Source organism: Actinoplanes sp. CA-030573 (assembly GCF_050951115.1).
Taxonomy (GTDB): domain Bacteria; phylum Actinomycetota; class Actinomycetes; order Mycobacteriales; family Micromonosporaceae; genus Actinoplanes.
Genome location: NZ_CP192038.1, coordinates 2,903,856 through 2,920,939, shown reverse-complemented (window position 1 = coordinate 2,920,939; position 17,084 = coordinate 2,903,856). Strand labels below are relative to the sequence as shown.

13 protein-coding genes and 2 pseudogenes are annotated in these 17,084 nt (G+C 73.7%); 7 read left to right on the top strand and 8 right to left on the bottom strand.

The genetic code is table 11. From position 1 onward, the window contains the following. Window positions 1–155: 155 nt before the first annotated feature. The gene (locus ACQP2F_RS13515) at window positions 156–1,961 is read left to right on the top strand and encodes a hypothetical protein (RefSeq protein ID WP_433303963.1); all 1,806 of its coding nucleotides are present in this window, start codon (window positions 156–158) and stop codon (window positions 1,959–1,961) included. An 11-nt stretch (window positions 1,962–1,972) separates the two neighbouring features. After that, window positions 1,973–2,860: a hypothetical protein gene (locus ACQP2F_RS13510; RefSeq protein WP_433303961.1), complete on the top strand. Its 888-nt coding sequence runs from the start codon at window positions 1,973–1,975 to the stop codon at window positions 2,858–2,860. An 18-nt stretch (window positions 2,861–2,878) separates the two neighbouring features. Here the strand turns inward: ACQP2F_RS13510 and ACQP2F_RS13505 are convergent, their stop codons facing one another. Together ACQP2F_RS13505 and ACQP2F_RS13500 are read right to left on the bottom strand one after the other, a co-directional pair. Beyond that, a complete protein-coding gene (locus tag ACQP2F_RS13505; RefSeq protein ID WP_433303959.1) occupies window positions 2,879–5,110 on the bottom strand; it encodes an ABC transporter permease in 2,232 nt (743 codons plus the stop codon). Then, window positions 5,107–5,760 carry an ABC transporter ATP-binding protein gene (locus tag ACQP2F_RS13500; protein ID WP_433303957.1) on the bottom strand — a complete coding sequence of 218 codons (654 nt, stop codon included), beginning with the start codon at window positions 5,758–5,760 and terminating at the stop codon, window positions 5,107–5,109. The genes ACQP2F_RS13505 and ACQP2F_RS13500 overlap by 4 nt, the downstream gene beginning before the upstream one ends. A gap of 131 nt (window positions 5,761–5,891) precedes the next feature. Between ACQP2F_RS13500 and ACQP2F_RS13495 the strand changes: the two genes are divergently transcribed. The 3 genes from ACQP2F_RS13495 to ACQP2F_RS13485 all read left to right on the top strand — a co-directional run bounded on the left by ACQP2F_RS13495 (window position 5,892) and on the right by ACQP2F_RS13485 (window position 9,393). Then, window positions 5,892–7,181 (top strand): sensor histidine kinase, encoded by a 1,290-nt coding sequence (locus tag ACQP2F_RS13495; RefSeq protein ID WP_433303955.1) that lies wholly within the window; start codon window positions 5,892–5,894, stop codon window positions 7,179–7,181. Further along, complete coding sequence (locus tag ACQP2F_RS13490; RefSeq protein ID WP_433303953.1) at window positions 7,178–7,837, top strand: response regulator; 660 nt, start codon at window positions 7,178–7,180, stop codon at window positions 7,835–7,837. The genes ACQP2F_RS13495 and ACQP2F_RS13490 overlap by 4 nt, the downstream gene beginning before the upstream one ends. 101 nt (window positions 7,838–7,938) lie before the next feature. Further along, a complete protein-coding gene (locus ACQP2F_RS13485; RefSeq protein WP_433303951.1) occupies window positions 7,939–9,393 on the top strand; it encodes a protein kinase domain-containing protein in 1,455 nt (484 codons plus the stop codon). A gap of 24 nt (window positions 9,394–9,417) precedes the next feature. Here the strand turns inward: ACQP2F_RS13485 and ACQP2F_RS13480 are convergent, their stop codons facing one another. From ACQP2F_RS13480 to ACQP2F_RS13465, 4 genes are all read right to left on the bottom strand, one after another. Beyond that, a complete protein-coding gene (locus tag ACQP2F_RS13480) occupies window positions 9,418–11,685 on the bottom strand; it encodes a TIM-barrel domain-containing protein (protein ID WP_433303949.1) in 2,268 nt (755 codons plus the stop codon). A 46-nt stretch (window positions 11,686–11,731) separates the two neighbouring features. Continuing rightward, window positions 11,732–12,379, bottom strand: coding sequence for a hypothetical protein (locus tag ACQP2F_RS13475; protein ID WP_433303947.1), 648 nt, complete (start codon window positions 12,377–12,379; stop codon window positions 11,732–11,734). Next, window positions 12,376–13,053 (bottom strand): hypothetical protein, encoded by a 678-nt coding sequence (locus ACQP2F_RS13470; protein WP_433303945.1) that lies wholly within the window; start codon window positions 13,051–13,053, stop codon window positions 12,376–12,378. The genes ACQP2F_RS13475 and ACQP2F_RS13470 overlap by 4 nt, the downstream gene beginning before the upstream one ends. A gap of 171 nt (window positions 13,054–13,224) precedes the next feature. Continuing rightward, window positions 13,225–13,815, bottom strand: coding sequence for a PadR family transcriptional regulator (locus tag ACQP2F_RS13465; protein WP_433303944.1), 591 nt, complete (start codon window positions 13,813–13,815; stop codon window positions 13,225–13,227). Between the two features lie 51 nt (window positions 13,816–13,866). On the opposite strand from ACQP2F_RS13465, the gene ACQP2F_RS13460 reads away from it, so the two are divergent. Further along, a complete protein-coding gene (locus ACQP2F_RS13460) occupies window positions 13,867–14,313 on the top strand; it encodes a hypothetical protein (protein ID WP_433303942.1) in 447 nt (148 codons plus the stop codon). Beyond that, a complete protein-coding gene (locus tag ACQP2F_RS13455) occupies window positions 14,211–16,175 on the top strand; it encodes an FtsX-like permease family protein (protein WP_433303940.1) in 1,965 nt (654 codons plus the stop codon). The genes ACQP2F_RS13460 and ACQP2F_RS13455 overlap by 103 nt, the downstream gene beginning before the upstream one ends. Here the strand turns inward: ACQP2F_RS13455 and ACQP2F_RS13450 are convergent. Together ACQP2F_RS13450 and ACQP2F_RS13445 are read right to left on the bottom strand one after the other, a co-directional pair. Next, window positions 16,145–16,456: pseudogene (locus ACQP2F_RS13450) on the bottom strand (transposase); the annotation flags it as partial. The gene ACQP2F_RS13455 and the pseudogene ACQP2F_RS13450 overlap by 31 nt on opposite strands. Window positions 16,457–16,520: 64 nt before the next feature. Further along, a pseudogene (locus ACQP2F_RS13445) lies at window positions 16,521–17,045 on the bottom strand (IS30 family transposase); the annotation flags it as partial. Window positions 17,046–17,084: the final 39 nt, after the last annotated feature.

Genomic DNA, 17,084 nt, shown 5'->3' with positions numbered 1-17,084 from the left:
CCGTCGAAGAGGTGAGGGACCGGACTATAGCGATGATCGACTTCCGTCGCTGCCCCGCCGGTCCAGTGGGGGTCGGTAGTTCGCCCCATGTCGCCGCCACCGCCGCAGCCCTACCGTTGCCGTACGTAACCATGGAGAGCCGGGGGGCGACCTTCATGATCGACTATCACGGTGACCACATCGGGCTTGACGTCTTTCTGACCACGTTGGCCGCAACCGCCTTCCCGGACGCCGCCACCGCCGGAGCCCGGGACCGGGCGGTCGCCGCGGCCTCGGGCGAGGACGGGGCGTCGTTGCTCGGCGCGTTCGTGCATCAGCTGCTCGCCCATGCCGCCGCCGACGGCGCCGAGCTCGACCTGCTGCACCGGGCGGCCGACCTGTGGCAGCGTGGCACCGGCCTCTGCGATCGGCTCGGCGGCCTGCGGGCCGACCTCGAGTCGGCACTCGAGCAGCCGGCCGACCCGGGGTCCGCCGCGAAGTTCAACGCGGCGGCGGTCGGCATCCAGGAGTTCGGGAACACGCTCAACGCCATGCGCTTGGAGATCGACGCGTTGCGTACGGACGTCGGGAAGTTCCCGCACCTGCCGCCGCATCCCCGCCAGCGTGACGAGCGCGTCGAGGAATGGAACTGGAGCGACCTGACGCTGGGCCGGCGGACCGACGCGTTCGTCCGCAACCTGTTCCGGATCGCGAACGACGAGACGACGCTGGCGTTCGCGGTCGGCGCGACGGCCGCCTACGGCGCCAACGTGGCCGGCTCCGCCTATCTCGGCCACGCGGTCGGTGGTCCGCGGCGCAGCCACCGCCACCGCGACCGGATCGCCCGCAACGCCACCGGAAGCTGGCTGGCGCTGCACCACCCGGCCGCGCGCACGCCCGGGCAGATGCGGGCGCGCGTGACCTTCGGGCCGGCCGGCGCACCGGCACTCCCGCCCGCCCTCGCGTCGCTGGTGGCGGACACGCTCGCCGCCACCTTCGACCCGGCCCGTACGCCGCCCGCGCCCGACCTGGATCTGGGCTACCGCCGGCTGCTCGACCACCTCGACCTGCTGGACGGCTTCGCCCTGCCGGCGGTTCCGTCGCCGCCCGGCCAGCTCTGGCTGGCCAGTCTCTACGGCGACCCGCAGAACCCACCGCCCAGCCTGGTCCCGCAGGACGTCGACGTGGTCGGGCAGGACGGCGGCGGGGTGGCCGTGACCTACGGGCCCTCGGAACCCGGCTCGAGCACGCCGAACAAGTCCGACAGCAACAGCGGCTCCACGGTCTGCGGGATCATCGCCCTGGTCCTGATCGTGCTCGACCTGGCGCAGGCCTTCGTGCAGTGCATCGTGCAATGGGCGAACAAGGAACCATGCACGTTCTGGCAGAACATGCTGCTCGAGAAGCTGTGGGAGAAGGACCCGCCGGACCCCCGCGACCCCAACGGCCCGTCCGACCCGAACGTCACCGCCCAGCAGCTGACCGCCATGGCCGACTCGCCGCAGGTGGCCCAGCTGGTCGGCCTGCTGTACGACCTGCACAGCCGGACCTGGGAGGCGATCGACCGGGCGTACGTCTTCCTGGCCGTCAGCGGCCTGATCTATCCCGGCCACCTCGTCGGCAACCCCGTCTACGCCCAGTTCACCGCGCTGCCCCCGCTCACCGCCTGGCCGCACCGCGAGGAGCCCGATCCGGTGGCCTCGTATCACCGGTTCCCCACCGCGCCGCTGGAGAACCCGGCAACCACGCCGTCGTGGTTCCCGGCCGGGTCCACGCCCGACGTGTTCCTGAGCATGAACACCGATCTGAGCGCGCCACGCCTGTCGCTGAACCTGTGGCGGCAGATCGCCCGGGGTGAGCAGGACAGCCAGAACCACGACCTGGACGCGGACCGCGGCGCCGCCGCCCCGTGCTGGGCCGCCGCCGGTTCGGTGCAGGACGACCCGGTCGGGGTCGTCATCCTCGGTTACGACGACTTCTAGGAGCCGGTGCCATGCATCCCGACGAGCCCGACGACCACCCGTCCGACATCCGGCCCTACCTGTGCATCCCGTACTGGACCACGCCGCTGACGCCCGGCGGCAAATGGGACGACGGCGACCGCAAAGCACTGCCGCCGCAGGTCGTCTCGTACGCCTGCGAGTCGATCCGCACCACCGCCTACCAGCCCGGGAAGCCGATCGAGATCAGCGTCGACGTCCGCAACTCGGGCGGCGGCAACGGCGCCGCGGTCGCCACCGTCGTCGTCTACTGGGCCGATCCGAGCGTCGGCTTCACCAAGCCGACCTTCCTCACCGCCACCGGCGTCGCGGTGCCGGTCACCCGCACGACGCCGGGCCTGACCACCACCGCTCCCCCGATGAAGGCCACCATCCCGGCGACCGCGCCGAACCACGTCTGCCTGCTGGTCTGCGTCTCGCACCCGCAGGACCGGGCCGGCCTCGCCTGCGACCCGATCCACGATCGGCACTGGGCGCAGCGCAACCTGATGGCCGTGCCGGCGGCGCCGGGCGCGCCGGCGATCGTGCCGTTCGCCGCCGGCAATCCCTACGCCGAGGAGCGCATCTACCGGCTCGCGTTCGGCCCGGTCGACGAGTGGCGGCAACGGCAGGTCGCGGAGGCTTCCGGCATCGAGCCGAGCGACATCCGGGCGCAGGTGCGGCTGCTCGACGAGGACGGCGCCGCCGTCTCCGAGCCCGGCGAGCGGACCGAGGTGCGGCTGCGGCTCGGCCCCTTGGAGCAGCGCCGCTTCCAGGCCTTGTTCGAGCTGCCCGCCGACCTGCCGCCCGGACGCGGCGCCGCGGTGGAGGCCGCCCTTGACGACGGGCAGGACCAGGGTCCGGCCGGATCGCTCGGCGTGGTCCTGGTCCCGCCCGAATAGCACCGGCTGCCCGTGCGGTTATTCGGTGCGCAGGGCCACGGCGGTCCGGGTCCGGGCCGCCCAGCCGGCCGGGAGCAGGGCGCCGCCGGCGGCGATGACCAGGCCGGCCAGCGCCAGGACGGCCAGCAGGCTGGGGGCGTACACGCTGATGGTGGATGGTGGAAGGCGAATGCCGGCGCCGTGTGCCATCGCCGGTACCGCCCACCGATGCAGCAACCAGCCCGCGGGGACGCCGGCCAGCCCACCGACCAGGCCGGGGATGCCGACCGAGGCGACCACCATCGCGGCGGTCTGCTTCGGCGTCATGCCCATCGACTTGTGTACGCCGATGTCGTGCACCCGGTCGCGCGAGTCCAGCACCACCGCGTTGAGCACGCCGAGCCCGGCCACGGCGACGAGCAGCCCGGTGAGCAGGGCGGTCAGCGAGTCGAGCACGATCAGCGTGCCGTCCGGTCCCTCGGTGCGGGTGGCCTCGGCGTGGACGTTCCTGCTCTGCAGCGCCTCGATGTAGGCGGCACGGTCGGTGCCGGGCTCGAGCTTGACGTACCACTCGAGGATCGGCTTCCGGCCGGGGAGGCTCGCCACGTCGGTGTAGAGGTGGTTGTTGGCGCTGCCGTCGAAGACCTCGCCGACCAGGGTGAGCGGCCCGTGGCCGGCGCCGGTGACGGTGTCGCCGAGGTGCTTGCCGGTGGCGGTCAGGAACCCGGTCGAGACGGCCGCCTCCCCCGGGCCGGTGTACCAGCGGCCGGCGAGCATCTCGTACCCGGCCCAGCGGGCGTCGCCGCTGGTGACCGTGCCCCGCGCCGGCTCGCGCAGCCCGTCGACGGCGATGTCGGCGGGTCCGCGGCCGTAGTACTGCCCCGTTCCGGCCGTGGCGGCGATCGCCGCGCGGGGGTCGGAGCCGTCCGGGGCGGGAGCGACGAGCACGTCGGCCGAGGCGTCGGGTCGCTGGTCGGCCTGCTGCACGTGGCGCAGCGAGATGGCCAGGCCGATCGCGAACGTCGCCGCCGCCGTGCCGAGCCCGACCGTCAGCAGCATGGCCAGCAGGCGGGCCGGCCGGGTGAACGGCTGGGCCAGCCCGAGGCTGAACGGCCGCGGCAGCCGGGTGCGGGCGGCGAACCGGGCGGCGACCCGGCCGCGGCCGCTGTGCGGGGTGCGGCCGACGGCGAGCGCGTCGACCGTGCGCAAGCGGGCCGCCCGCCACGCGGCCGGCGCCGCCGTCGCGGCGATGACCAGCGCCGCGGCCACGATCGCGGCGGCGTCGACCCAGGGGGTGACCGACATCGGGACGGTGCCGAACAGGTCGGCCACGTCGGCGGTCAGCGGCACCGCGAGCAGGTTGCCGGCGACGACGCCGAGGACCGCGCCGATCAGGCCGGGAATCAGCGCCTGGGCCAGGCAGGCCCGCACCACCTGGGCCGGGGTCAGCCCGAGCGCCTTCATGACGCCGATGCGGCGGGTGGCCGAGGCCACCGTGCCGGCGGCGACGTTGCCGATGACCAGGGCGGCCAGGGCGAGGCCGATCAGCCCGAACGCGCTCAGCAGGGGCACGTAGAGCTGGGTCCGGTGGGCGGCATCGCGGCGCACGTCGAGCCACGACTGCGCCGGTACGCCCGGGCCCAGCGCCGTCTTGTGGGCGGCCATCGCCGACTCGGTGCCGGCATCGGCGTACCGGTAGAGCATCTGCCACCCGGTGTGCCCGAGCGCGGCCGCCTGCTGCGGTGTCACCCAGCCCTGCGCGGTCTGGCTGATCGACCGCGCCTCGCCGACGACCTTCAGCGTGGACCCGTCGGTCAGCGTCAGCGTGGTGCCGGCCGGGATCATCAGGTTGGTACGGGCGACCACGATCTCGCCCGTGGCCCGGGCCCAGCGCCCGGCCAGCAGCGTGACCTTGTCGATCGGGTCGCCGCCCGGGTCGGCCCGCCCGACGACCTTCAGCGGCGGGACGGGCGGGGTGTGCGGGTCCTCCTTGACCACGGCCGTGGCCACCGGGAACGGGCCGATCGCCGACCCGGCCGTCGACGCGGTGGCGGCGGCCTGTTCCCTGGTCGTCCTCGCCGAGTCGAAGACCGCGGTCAGGTGCGCGCCGTTCTGGCCGGCGAACGCGTTGGCGAACGGCGCCGAGGACGCGGCCAGCAGCAGGCCGGCCAGCACGGTGGCGGTGACGGCCATCGCCGTCGCCGCGACGATGACGATCGTGGAGACGCGGCGCCGCTGCGCCCCGCGCACCACGGTCCGGATGGCACTCACGCCGCCACCTGCCCGTCGACCAGGCGCACGGTGCGGGTGGCGACGGCGCCGGCCAGGGCCTCGTCGTGGGTGACCAGGACGATCGTCTGGCCGTCGGCGTGCAGGTCGACCAGCAGCTTGCGGACCTCGGCGCCGGAGGCGGTGTCGAGCGCGCCGGTCGGCTCGTCGGCGAGCAGCAACGGCGGCCGGTTCATCAGCGCCCGGGCGACCGCGACCCGCTGCCGCTCCCCACCGGAGAGGCGGCCGGGATAGGCGTCCGCGTGCCGGTCGATGCCGAGCGTCTCGAGCAGCTCACGGGCACGCCGGCGGGAACCGGCGGACCGGCCCGCGATCTGCGCCGGCAGCAGCACGTTGTCGGTGACGGTCAGGTCGTCGAGCAGGTTGAAGAACTGGAAGACCAGCCCGATGGTGGCGCGGCGGTAGCGGGCGGCGCCGGCCTCGCTCAGCGTGTCCACCCGGGTCCCGCCGACCGTGACCGTGCCTTCGGTCGGCCGGTCGAGGCCGGCGATCAGGTTGAGCAGGGTCGACTTGCCGCTGCCCGACGGTCCGAGCAGCGCCAGGCACTCGCCCTCGGCGACGTGCAGGCTGAGGTGGTCGAGGGCGGCCTGGTCGCCCTCGTAGCGGCGGCTCACATCTACGACGTCAATCATGGTGGGGACGCTAGGGACGCCGGCGTACGCCGGGCGTCGGCCGGGAGAGGGCATTGCCCCGGCGGCGTCATCCTTGCGGCGTAGTCGAGCGATGGATGCGTACGCTTCACCTCGCCGGACACAATGGGCCGGTGAACCGCTTGCTGTCGTTGCCTCCGGTCGCGTGGGCGCTGCGCCCGTCCGGCCCCCGGCCGCGGCTGACCCGGCGCAACTGGGCCTTCGACGTCCTGCTCGTGGCGGTGTTCATCGTGGCGGCGCTGAGCGGCACCGGCATCACCGGGCACCTGTTCGAGACCACCAGCGACGGGGCGGTCGTCCCCGTGTACCCCGATCTGCCCACGCCCCCGGTCGCGCCGGCCGTGCCGGTGCCGCTGCACGAGTCGTACCCGCTCAATCCGCAGGGTCCGGGCTGGATCGCGGTGGCCGCCATCCTGCCGCTGCTGATGCGCCGCCGGTACCCGCTGGCGACCCTCATGGTCATCCTCGGGATCACGGTGCTGTCGCTGCACGGCGAGTCCCCGGGCACCGACATCCTGCGGGTCTCCTTCTACGCCTGCGTGATCGCCGGGTACAGCGCCGCCGCGTACAGCCCGTACCGGATCCTGGCCCTGGCCGCGCTGCCGGTCGCGGCGCTGCTCTACAGCTCGTTCCCCGATCTGGCGGTGCCGATCGTCCCGGTGGCCTCGGTGCCGTTCCTGGTGCTGCTGCCGATCGGGCTGGCCGTCAACGGCATGCGCACCTGGCGCCAGCACGCCGACCGGCTGCGCCGCGAGCGGGCCGAGGCGCTGCGCGAGGCCACCCGCCAGGAACGCGCGCGCATCGCGAGCGACCTGCACGACATCGTGACCCACAACGTGTCGATGATGGTCATCCAGGCCGGCGCCGCCCGGAAGGTCCTCGACAGCGCGCCGGAGGCGGCCCGCGACGCCCTGCTGGCGGTCGAGGAAGGGGGCCGCGCGGCGCTGGGCGAGCTGCGCGGGGTGATGGGTCTGCTCGGCGCGGCGGATGACGACGAGGACACCCTCACCCCGCAGCCCGGCCTGGCCCAGCTGCCGCCGCTGATCGACCGGGTCCGCGACGCCGGGGTCGACGTCACCGTCACCACCAGCGGCGACCGGCAACCGCTGCCGGCCGGGCTCGAGCTCGCCGCCTACCGCGTGGTGCAGGAGGCGCTCACCAACACGGTCAAGCACGCCTCGGGCGCCCGCGCCACGGTCGACGTCGCGTACGCGCCGGACGAGCTGCGCATCACCGTCACCGACACCGGCGGCCGGCCGACCCCGGAGTCGGCCACCTCGACCGGCCGGGGCCTGGCCGGCCTGCGCGAGCGGCTGGCGGTCTACGGCGGAACGCTGCAGGCCGCGGCCCGGCTCACCGGCGGCTACCGGGTCCAGGCTCAGCTTCCGCTGGAGACCCGGTGACCGAGCCGCTGCGGGTGGTGATCGCCGACGACCAGGCGCTCGTACGCGCCGGATTCCGCATGATCCTCACGGCCGACGGGATCGACGTCGTCGCCGAGGCCGAGACCGGCGCCGAGGCGGTCGACGCGGTCCGCCGCACCGGACCGGACGTGGTGCTGATGGACATCCGCATGCCGGCCATGGACGGCATCGAGGCCGCCCGCCGCATCCTGGCCGGCGACGAGCCGCCGCGCGTCATCATGCTGACCACGTTCGACCTCGACAACTACGTCTACGCGGCACTCGGCCTGGGCGCCAGCGGCTTCCTGCTCAAGGACGTCACCCCCGAGTACCTGGTCGCCGCCGTCCGCATCGTGCGCGACGGCGACGCCCTGCTCGCCCCGAGCATCACCCGCCGCCTGGTCGAGCGCTTCACCACGCCGGAGCCACGCGAGTCGCCCCTGCACCGCGACCTGGCCACGCTCACACCCCGGGAGCGCGAGGTGCTGACGCTGGTGGCGCAGGGCCTGAGCAACGTGGAGATCGCCGGCCGCCTCTTCCTCTCCGAGGCGACGGTGAAGACCCACGTCGCCCGGATCCTGGCCAAGCTCGGTCTGCGCGACCGCGTCCAGGCCGTGGTCGTCGCCTACGAGACCCGCCTGGTCACGCCCTCCTGACCGCCGCCCGCGGCGTCCCTCGTCCAGGGGACGCGGTGTAACACGGCGCCGGCCGGTGGCGCTTCCCCGACGGAGTCATCGGCTCGGCGGAAGGATGCGGCATGTCGGACAACGTCGTGGGCGGGCGCTATCACCTCCAGCGGCCCCTGGGGCGCGGAGCGACCGCCACCGTGTGGCAGGCCTGCGACACCCGGCTGGAGCGCGACGCGGCGGTGAAGATCCTCAACGCGCGGTCGCGGGCCGACCCGGCGGCACTGGAGCGGCTGCGCCGCGAGGCCCGGTCGGTGGCTCGGCTGGCGCACGACAACATCGTCGGCATGTACGACGTGGACACCACCGGCGACGCCGCATACCTGGTCATGGAGCTGGTCGAGGGCCGCAGCCTGACCGAGATGCTGGCCCGGCGGACGCGCCTGCCGGCCGGGGAGGCGGTGTCGATCGCCGCCCAGATCTGTGACGCGCTGGACGCCGCGCACGCGGCCGGCGTCGTTCATCGCGACATCAAGCCGTCCAACGTCCTGGTCGACGCGGCGGGCGTGGTGAAGGTCTGCGACTTCGGCGTCGCCCTGCTCGACCGGTGCGCCGGCGAGGCGGCGCTGACCGGCGCCGACGCCGTGGTCGGCACCTGTCAGTACATGGCGCCCGAACAGGCCGCCGGCGACCCGGTCGACGGCCGCGCCGACCTCTACGCGGTGGGCTGTGTGCTGTACGCGATGCTGGCCGGCGCGCCGCCGTTCGCCGCGGACCACCCGATCGACGTACTCGACCTGCACCTGCACGAGCCGCCGGTGCCGTTGGGCGCACACCGCGGCGGCCTGCCGCCCGAGCTGCTCCGGCTGGTGGCGGAGTTGCTGGCCAAGCAGCCCGCCGACCGGCCGGCGACGGCCGGGTCCGTCGCGGCCCGGTTGCGGGCGATACCGCTGTCCGATCGCGCCGATCCGGGGGCCGCGCCCGGCGAGGCGCCGGTCGCCGCGCCCACCTTGGCACTTCCGCGGGTGACCTCCGCCGCCCGGCCGTCACCGTGGCGCCGGCGGCCGTCCGACCGGACCGTGGCCCTGGCGGCGGGCGCGGCCCTCGTCGTGGTCGCGGCGACGGTGGTGTCGGTGACCCTGGCCGGCGGTGCGGAGCGGCCGGCGTCGGTGGCCGGCCGGCCACCGACGCCCTCGGCGACGGCTCCGGCGGCAACCCCGGAGGCCACAACACTGGCCGAGCCGGGCTCCGGGCCGGCGGAAGGGCCTTCCGGGCCGGCCGGCACCGGGCCGGCCGGCACCGGGCCGGCGCCGCGGGCCGTCACCGTCACCGACCGGCTCGCCGCCCTGGCCCTGCTGATCCAGCGGCGGGCGGACGACGGCACGGTACGGCCGAAGGCCGCCAAGTCGCTGCTGCGCGACCTGAGGGCCGTCGCCCGGGAGGCCGGCGCCGGCCGGATCGACGAGGCGAGGGACCGATTCGAGGAGTTCCGGGAGCGGGCGGGCGAGCTTCGCGAGGACGGTGAGCTCGGCGGCGCCGCCCTGCCCGGCCTCGACGAGATCGCGGCGGCTCTTCGGGCCGGGTGAACCGGCCGCCCGGCCGCCGGCCGGTCACTCGCTCCGGGCGAGCAGGATCTCGCCGAGAGCCGTGAACAGCTCGGCGTCGAGGTCGAGGGCCTGCAGGTGGGAGAGGCGGACCGCGAGCGGGCGAGCGGCGGTGGCGATCTCCAGCACCCGGCTCTTGATCTCGTACTCGATCGGGGCGCGGTCGAGCAGGCGGAACAGCAACGCGTCCACGTCGTTGGCGCGCAGGCGCGGGCGGGCGCCGACGGCGACCCGCAGCGTCGCCGCGGCCGGCACGCCGGGCACGGTGATCGAGGTCCGGGTCGCCGCGCGGTGCACCTCGGCCCCGACCACCGCGCCGTCGACCGAGGCGATCGGGTCGACGCCGGTGAGCGCCACGAACGTGACGGTGAAGGTGCGGGCGATCCGGGACGACGCCACCAGCTCGCCGCGCTCCTGGTCGAAGCTCAGCGACGCCGAGCCGAGCTCGAACGATCCGTCGGCGCCCACGACGACCAGCACCTCGAGGTGGGCGGGGTCGACCGGGTCGTTGCCGGGCACGGCCGCGCCGTCCAGCGGCACGATCGCCCCGGCGGCGCCGAGCACGGGGATGGTGGTCAGGTCCCGGTGCAGGTAGAGGGTACGGCCGCCGTCGTACACGAGGTCGGTGAGCACGTCGGCCCACACGCCGTCCGGCAGCCACGCCCGCACCCGGCCGAGACCGGTCCGTGGCGAGGCCGGGGCGGTGATCGCGGCGACCACCAGCTCGCTGCCGAACTGGTACTGGTCCGGCACCCCGTACGCCTGGTTCTCCTCCGGCTCCCGGTAGTACATCGGCAGGACCAGCGGCAGGTCCGACCGGTTGTTCATGGCGTCGAGGTACGGCACGAGCCGGTGCCGCAGCCGCAGGAACGCCGTCATCACGTCGCGCACCGGAGCGGGGAAGGACGCCGGGTCCTTGTCGATGAACCGGTTGCTGCCCGCGTGCAGCCGCATGATCGGCGAGAACACCCCGAACTGCACCCAGCGCGTGGCGAGCTCGTCGTCGCGTACGCCGAAGAAGTGCCCGCCGATGTCGTGACTCCACCAGCCGTACCCGATATTGGCCGCGGTCGCCGTGAAATACGGCTGGAAAGCCAGCGACGCCCAGCTGATGACGGCGTCGCCGGAGAAGCCGACCGGATAGCGGTGACTGCCCGGTCCCGCGTACCGGGAGAAGGTGATCTCGCCGTTGTCCAGGTAGTGGAAGTGGTTGAGCATCCACAGCGGGTCGATGCCGGTGATGCGCGAATGCGGACCGGATTGCCAGTCGAGCCACCAGAAATCGACCCCGTCGGCCTCCAGGCCGCGATGCAGCACCTCCAGGTAGGCGGTGAGGAAGGCCCGGTCGGTGACGTCGAAGGCGATCGGCTCGCCGGACGACGGATCGCGCCCGAGCGCGGCCGCCATCGCCGGATAGGCGTCCTCGAACGAGCGCACCCCGTCCGCCGGATGCACGTTCAGCGTGACCCGCAGCCCGCGCTCGTGCACCTGCTTCAGGAAGGTCGCCGGCGCGGGGAACAGCTCGCGGTTCCAGGTGTAGCCCGTCCACCCGCTGCCGTGCCCGGGGTCGACGTCGACCAGGTGCCAGTCCATGTCGATGACGCCGACCGAGAACGGGATGCCGTCCGCGCGGAACCGGTCGAGCAGGGCCAGGTAGGACTCCGCGCTGTACCGGTGATAGCGGCTCCACCAGTTGCCCAGGGCCCAGCGCGGCACCAACGGCTGCGGCCCGGACACCGCGTAGAGCGCCCGCAGCGCCTCGGTGTAGTCGTGACCGTAGGCGAACACGTACAGGTCGGTGCGGTCGACGTTGTCGGCGCTGACCCAGCCGTCGCCGTCGAACAGGAAGGACCCGGAGTCGTCGATCACCGCGAAGCCGGTACGCGAGACCACGCCCGGTTCGAGCGGGACCGCGCCGTCGGCGTTGTCGAGGGTGCGCGCGGTGCCGCCGAGGTCCTCCGGCGCCTGCTCGTAGCGCCACACCGAGTGGTACGAGCTGACGCCGCCCCCGACGGCGAGGCTCAGGCCGCTGGTGGTGAACGGGCCGCGGTCGTACGTGAGCCGGAAGCGCGACGTCACCACCTCGAGATGGCCGCCGGCGTCGAGCACCCGAAACTCGGGCACCGGGAGATGGCGGTTGACGGCGAAGGTGGACGCGCGGTCCTCGAAGACGCCGTCCTCGGAGTACTCCAGGCGGACCAGGCCTTCGGTGAGCACCGTGATCCGGTAGCGGTCGCCCTGGACGGTGGATGCGGGATCGGCTGCCGGACGCATCACCCCATTAGACCTCCCCGCGCGACACGGCGCGCGGCGGAGCCCCTCACGGCAGCACCTCACCGAGAGCGGCGGCGACCGTCGGCGTCAACCGCCGGGCGTGCGCGGTGTAGAGCTCGGGGAGCGAGAAGACCTGACTGCCGACATGGACGAAGCCGTACGTGTCGACGAGGGCCACCGGTTCACCGGCGCGCAGGACAGCCCAGTAGGGCAGGTAGGACCGGCGATACGACTCGTGAGTGCGGTTCGTCTCGGCTCGTGCGGCCGCGACCGGGAACGGCACGAGGAACGCCTTGATGTGGTGGGCGCCCGAGATGGTCTCCTGCCAGACGCCGCGGATCTGCCACTCGCGTTTGTCGTCGAGCGTGATCGCCATCAGCAGCGCCAGCGTCCGGTACGCGAGCACCGCCGGGGTCGAGGGCGGTGTCATCGGCGGCGGCTCGAGGCCGACGGCGTACTCGAGATCGGTGAGCTTCTCGCCGTCCGGCGCCGCCGCGAGGAGCTCGTCGAGCGTCGGCCACGGCCGGTCCGCCGCGATGACGAGATCGCCGTCCCGGTCGATGAGCAGGAAGCGGGCGTCGTCGTCCGGCTTGAACAGGGCGATGCCGTGCTGGGTCTCGGCCACCTGGAGCCCGGGGTGCCGGCGCAGGAGCATCGAGACCAGCGACCACATCTGCCGCCGGACGCACCTCACGGCAGCACCGCGGCGAAGGCGGCCGCGACCGTCGGCGTGAGGCGGCGGTTGTGGGCCTGGTAGAGCGACGGCAGGTGCAGCGCCTGCTCACCGACGTAGGCGAAGCCGTCGGTGTCGAGGACGGCGACCGCTTCCCCGTTGCTGGTGACGCCCCAGTACCGGTAGTACGGATCCCCCAGCAGGTCGTCCGGCCGCCGTTGCCGGGCCCGCTCGGCCGCGATCGGGAACCGGTCGACGAACCAGCGGCGGCCGCCACCGTCCATGCCGCTCGAGTCGACCCGTTCGCTGCGGACGTCCCACCGCCGCTTGTCGTTGACCGTGAGGGCCAGCACCTGCGCGGCCACCCGGAAGGCCAGGGCCGTGGGCGTCGTCACCGGCGCGCTGCCCGCCGAGCGCAGCCCGGCGCCCTGCTCGACCAGGGCGATGATCTCGGCCGGGTTCTCGTGGTCGAACAGGGACTCGAACGACATCCCGGCCGGCCGGCCCTCGCCGCCGACGTGGATGCTGCCGGCCCGATTGATGTCTATCAGCGTCGCGTGGTCGCGCATGAGGGTCAGGCAGTCGTAGGTGCCGCCGCCCGGATGGGTCTCGACCAGGGTGATCCCGGGATGACGGCGGACGATCTCGCCGGCGAGCCACCAGGATTGGCTCAGGACAAATCGCTCGGCCGGCACAGGCTCGATCGTAGGGTGCCGCCATCGCCGCCCGGCCGGCCGCGGGTCCGGTCAGCCGGCCGCGGGTCCGGTCAGCCGGCCGCGCGTTCGGTCAGTCGGCCGCGCGTTCGGTCAGCCGGCCGTGGATCCGGTCAGCCGGCCGCGCGTTCGGTCAGTCGGCCGCGGGCGGGGTCACCCGGCCGCTCGCACGTCGGCGGCCGGCGCGGCCGGCGCGGCCGGTCGCGCCGGAGGCGGTGCCGCCGCTTCGCCGTCGAGGAGCGTCGCCTCGGCGTCGTCGACGAACGCCAGGTCGGCCTCGACGTGCCGGATCGCGGCGGCCAGCAGCAGCGCGACCACCCGGTCGTCGTTCTCCCGGCGCAGCGCGTCGAGGTTGCGCAGCTCGCGGAGCAGATGGGCGCGCTGGGCGCTGAGCGCGCGCCGGACCGTGCCCGGGTCGCCGGAGCGGGCCGCGGCCGTGATCTTGAGGAAGAAGTCGTCGCGGAACCCGCCGCTGCGCGGGCTGGGCGCGCCGAGCCACTCCTCGAGCTCGGCGCGGCCGGCGTCGGTGATCGAGTAGACGACCCGGTCGGGCTTGACCTGCTGGGCGTGCCGCTCGGCGCTGACCAGCTCGTCGCGGAGCAGGCGGTCGAGGATCTGGTAGAGGTGGCCGATGTTGAGCGGGCCCCACTGCGGGCCGACCGCCGCCTCGAAGGCGCTCTTCAGCTCGTAGCCGTAGCTCGGCCCGTCGGCGAGCAGGGAGAGCACCGCGTGCTGGATCGGCATGGGCTGATCGTACCCATTGCATTGTCACAATGTATGCGGCACTGTGTGACCGTGTTGCGCTTCATCTGGGCCCACGTGCGCGGGCGTCCGTCCCGCGCCGTCACGCTGCTGCTGGGCATCCTCATCGCCACCACCGGCTTCACCGTGCTGACCGGGACCACCCGGGCGGCCCGGCTGCAGGTCACCAGCACGGTCCAGGGCAACAGCCGCGCCGCGTACGACATCCTGGTCCGCCCGCAGGGCGCCCGCACCCCGCTGGAGGACGCGTCCTCGCTGGTCCGCCCCAACTACCTGTCCGGCATCTTCGGCGGCATCACCGCCGCGCAGTACGCCCGGATCGGCGCGGTGCCCGGGGTCGAGGTGGCGGCCCCGATCGCGATGGCCGGCTACGTCAAATGCTGCTGCACGCGCGCCTCGACCTCACCGGCGCCGTCGACCGCACGGCCGACCGGCAGGTGGTGCGGCTCGACCGCACGTTCCTGGCCGACCGCGGCCTGAGCCGCGCCACCGGCCGCCCGATGTACGTCTACGTGACCAAGCATCCGGTGTCGTGGCCGGTCATCGAGGGCTACGGCGACGACGAGGCGCACTTCACCGGGGGCGAGGTGCGCCGCGGCAAGGACCTGCGCGGCGGCCAGATCGCCGTGCTGGAGCAGGGCAAGCCGATCTGCACGGAGCTCGACCCGGCCCTGCGGTCGACGCTGACCACCGATCGCGACCGCGCCGACATGCAGGTCGTGCGGCTGCTCCCCGACGGTCGTTTCCAGAGCGACGACGGCCTGGGCGGCACCACCGCCGACGGCCGGCTGGTGCTCACCGTCTCCACGCACATCCCGATGCTGCTGGCGGCCGTCGACCCGGCGGCCGAGGACAAGCTGGTCGGGCTGCGCGGCGCGGTCGACGCCGGGCGCTATCTCACCCCGCACGAGGGCACGGCGCCGATCGAGTTCGGGCGGGCGGTGCCGGCGGTGGCGGCCGGGCGGGCGTACGCCGACCAGACCCTCGACGTGGCCCTGTCCCGCGCCCGGCTCACCGGCCCGCCGCCCGCGGCCGCCCCGGAGACGCTCGCCGCCAATCTCGACGCGCTGCCGGCCACGCCCGCCGGTCACACCTCGGGCAATGCCCCCGAGAGCTACCGCAACGCGCTGTCCGCCCTGCTCACCGCGTCCGGCGGGCTCGAGATGGAGCACCTGGTGCAGACCGGGCCGGTCACCTACGACCGGGGCCCCGGCGGGACGCTGGTGGCCCGGACCGTGCCGGCCGACCCGGCCGCGTACCAGCTCTCCGCCACCGGGCTGACCGTGCCGTGGCAGATCGACGACACCTCGTTCCGGCCCTTGACCCCGGTGACGCGCGGCGGGCGCGGCGACACCTCCGACGTGCTGCGCGTGGTCGGCACCTTCGACCCCGAGCGGATGACCGGGTTCAGCGCGCTGACGGAGGTGCCGCTGGAGACGTACGAGCCGCCCGGGTCGGCCGGAGCCGATGCGCGCAGCCGGGACCTGCTCGGTGACCGGTCCCTGCTGCCCGACGGCAACCCGGGCGGCTACCTCGCCTCGCCGCCGCTGCTGCTGACCACGGTGGAGGCCCTGAGCGACACGCTGAGCCGCACCGATGCCCGCCGCGCCGCCGCCGCGCCGATCAGTGCCGTCCAGGTGCGGGTCGCCGACGCCGCCGGCTTCTCCCCCACGTCCCGCGAGCGGGTCCGGGTGGTCGCGCAGGAGATCGCCGCCCGCACCGGCCTCGACGTCGACGTCACGTACGGCGCGTCGCCGGCGCCGCAACAGGTCCGGGTGGCGGCCGGCAAGTACGGGCGGCCCGAGCTGCTGCTCGCCGAGGGCTGGTCGAAGAAGGGCGCGGCCACGGCGATCGTCCAGGCGGTCGACCGCAAGAGTGCCGTGCTGTTCGTGCTGGTCCTGCTCGTCTGCGCGCTGTTCCTGGTCAACGCGGTGACCGCCGGGGTTCGCGACCGTCGCACCGAGCTGGCCGTCCTGGTCGCGCTCGGCTGGCCGGCCCGCCGGATAGCGGGCGCGGTTCTCGGCGAGATCGCCCTGATCGGGCTCGTCGCCGGGCTGCTGTCGCCGGCCCTGACCTGGCCGCTCGGCGCGGCGCTGCACGTCGGCGCCGGTCCCGGTCGGGCGCTGCTGGCGGTGCCGGTGGCGGTCGGGCTGGCACTGCTGGCCGGCAGCGTGCCGGCGGCCCGGGCGGCGCGGCTGCGCCCGGCGGAGACGTTGCGCCCGGCGGTGCGGGCGCCGCGGCGGGCGCGGGCGGGCCGGACGGTGACGGCGATGGGCCTGGCCAACCTGACCCGTACGCCCGGACGCACTGATCATGCCCCGGTTCGCTGGACCGGAACGTAGAGAGACGGTGTCCGAGGCGTGGCGGTGTTTTCGAAGTCTATGGGGCTTTGCCAGCCGAGGGCTGAGTGGCGCCGGCGTCGGTTGTGGAAACCTTCGATGTACTCGAAGATCGCGTTGGCGAGTTCGACCCGGGTGCGCCAGCGTTGCCGGTCGAGCAGCTCGGTTTGCATGCGGCCCCAGAACGACTCGACCAGGGCGTTGTCGTAGGGGTCGCCGACGCTGCCCAGAGATGGAAGCAGGCCGGCCTTGCGGGCGCGTTCGGTGAAGGCCCAAGAGGTGAACCAATTCTGCACTGCGGCCGTCAGGCAAGTAGACCAGCATCACGTATCGCGTGGTGCGTTCGACGAGGGTGCCGATAGCCGAGGCGCCGTCTTTTCCGATGATCAGATCACCTTCCCAATGACCCGGTACGGCTCGGTCTTCCGCTTCGGCCGGACGGTCGCTAATCATGATCATTGGATCGGTGAACCGTGAGCTGCGCTGCTGGGCCTGCCTACGCGGTTTGCGCCGTACCCGGCCGGTGCGCAGCGCCCGGTGGACCTCGCGGCGTAGCTCGCCCCGGGCCTGCAGATACAGGGCTTGATAGATCGTTTCGGGGACCACGTGCAGCTCCGGCCGCTGAGGGAAGACGTCGGGCAGAGCCTGACAGATCTGCACAAGACTCCACCGCCGGTCGAGCCGGTCCTGAATAACTTCCCGCAATTCCGGATACTGCGCAATCTTCGCGGTTTTCGGTCTCGGCCGGCGTGCATCGGCACGCGCCTGTGCGGCATGAGGACGATAGACACCACTTTCCGGGTGCCTGTTGCGTTCGATCTCCCGACTGATGGTTGAAGGGCTGCGCCCGAGTTCAGCCGCGATTGACCGCACCGTCGCTTTCTCTCTCGTCCGGTCAGCGATGTAGATGCG

Bases quoted from the DNA above. Each gene is read 5' to 3' on its own strand.
- ACQP2F_RS13515 (WP_433303963.1), top strand. From the start codon at position 156: ATGATCGACTATCACGGTGACCACATCGGGCTTGACGTCTTTCTGACC.
- ACQP2F_RS13510 (WP_433303961.1), top strand. From the start codon at position 1,973: ATGCATCCCGACGAGCCCGACGACCACCCGTCCGACATCCGGCCCTAC.
- ACQP2F_RS13500 (WP_433303957.1), bottom strand. From the start codon at position 5,760: ATGATTGACGTCGTAGATGTGAGCCGCCGCTACGAGGGCGACCAGGCC.
- ACQP2F_RS13485 (WP_433303951.1), top strand. From the start codon at position 7,939: ATGTCGGACAACGTCGTGGGCGGGCGCTATCACCTCCAGCGGCCCCTG.
- ACQP2F_RS13480 (WP_433303949.1), bottom strand. From the start codon at position 11,685: ATGCGTCCGGCAGCCGATCCCGCATCCACCGTCCAGGGCGACCGCTAC.
- ACQP2F_RS13465 (WP_433303944.1), bottom strand. From the start codon at position 13,815: ATGCCGATCCAGCACGCGGTGCTCTCCCTGCTCGCCGACGGGCCGAGC.
- ACQP2F_RS13455 (WP_433303940.1), top strand. From the start codon at position 14,211: ATGCTGCTGCACGCGCGCCTCGACCTCACCGGCGCCGTCGACCGCACG.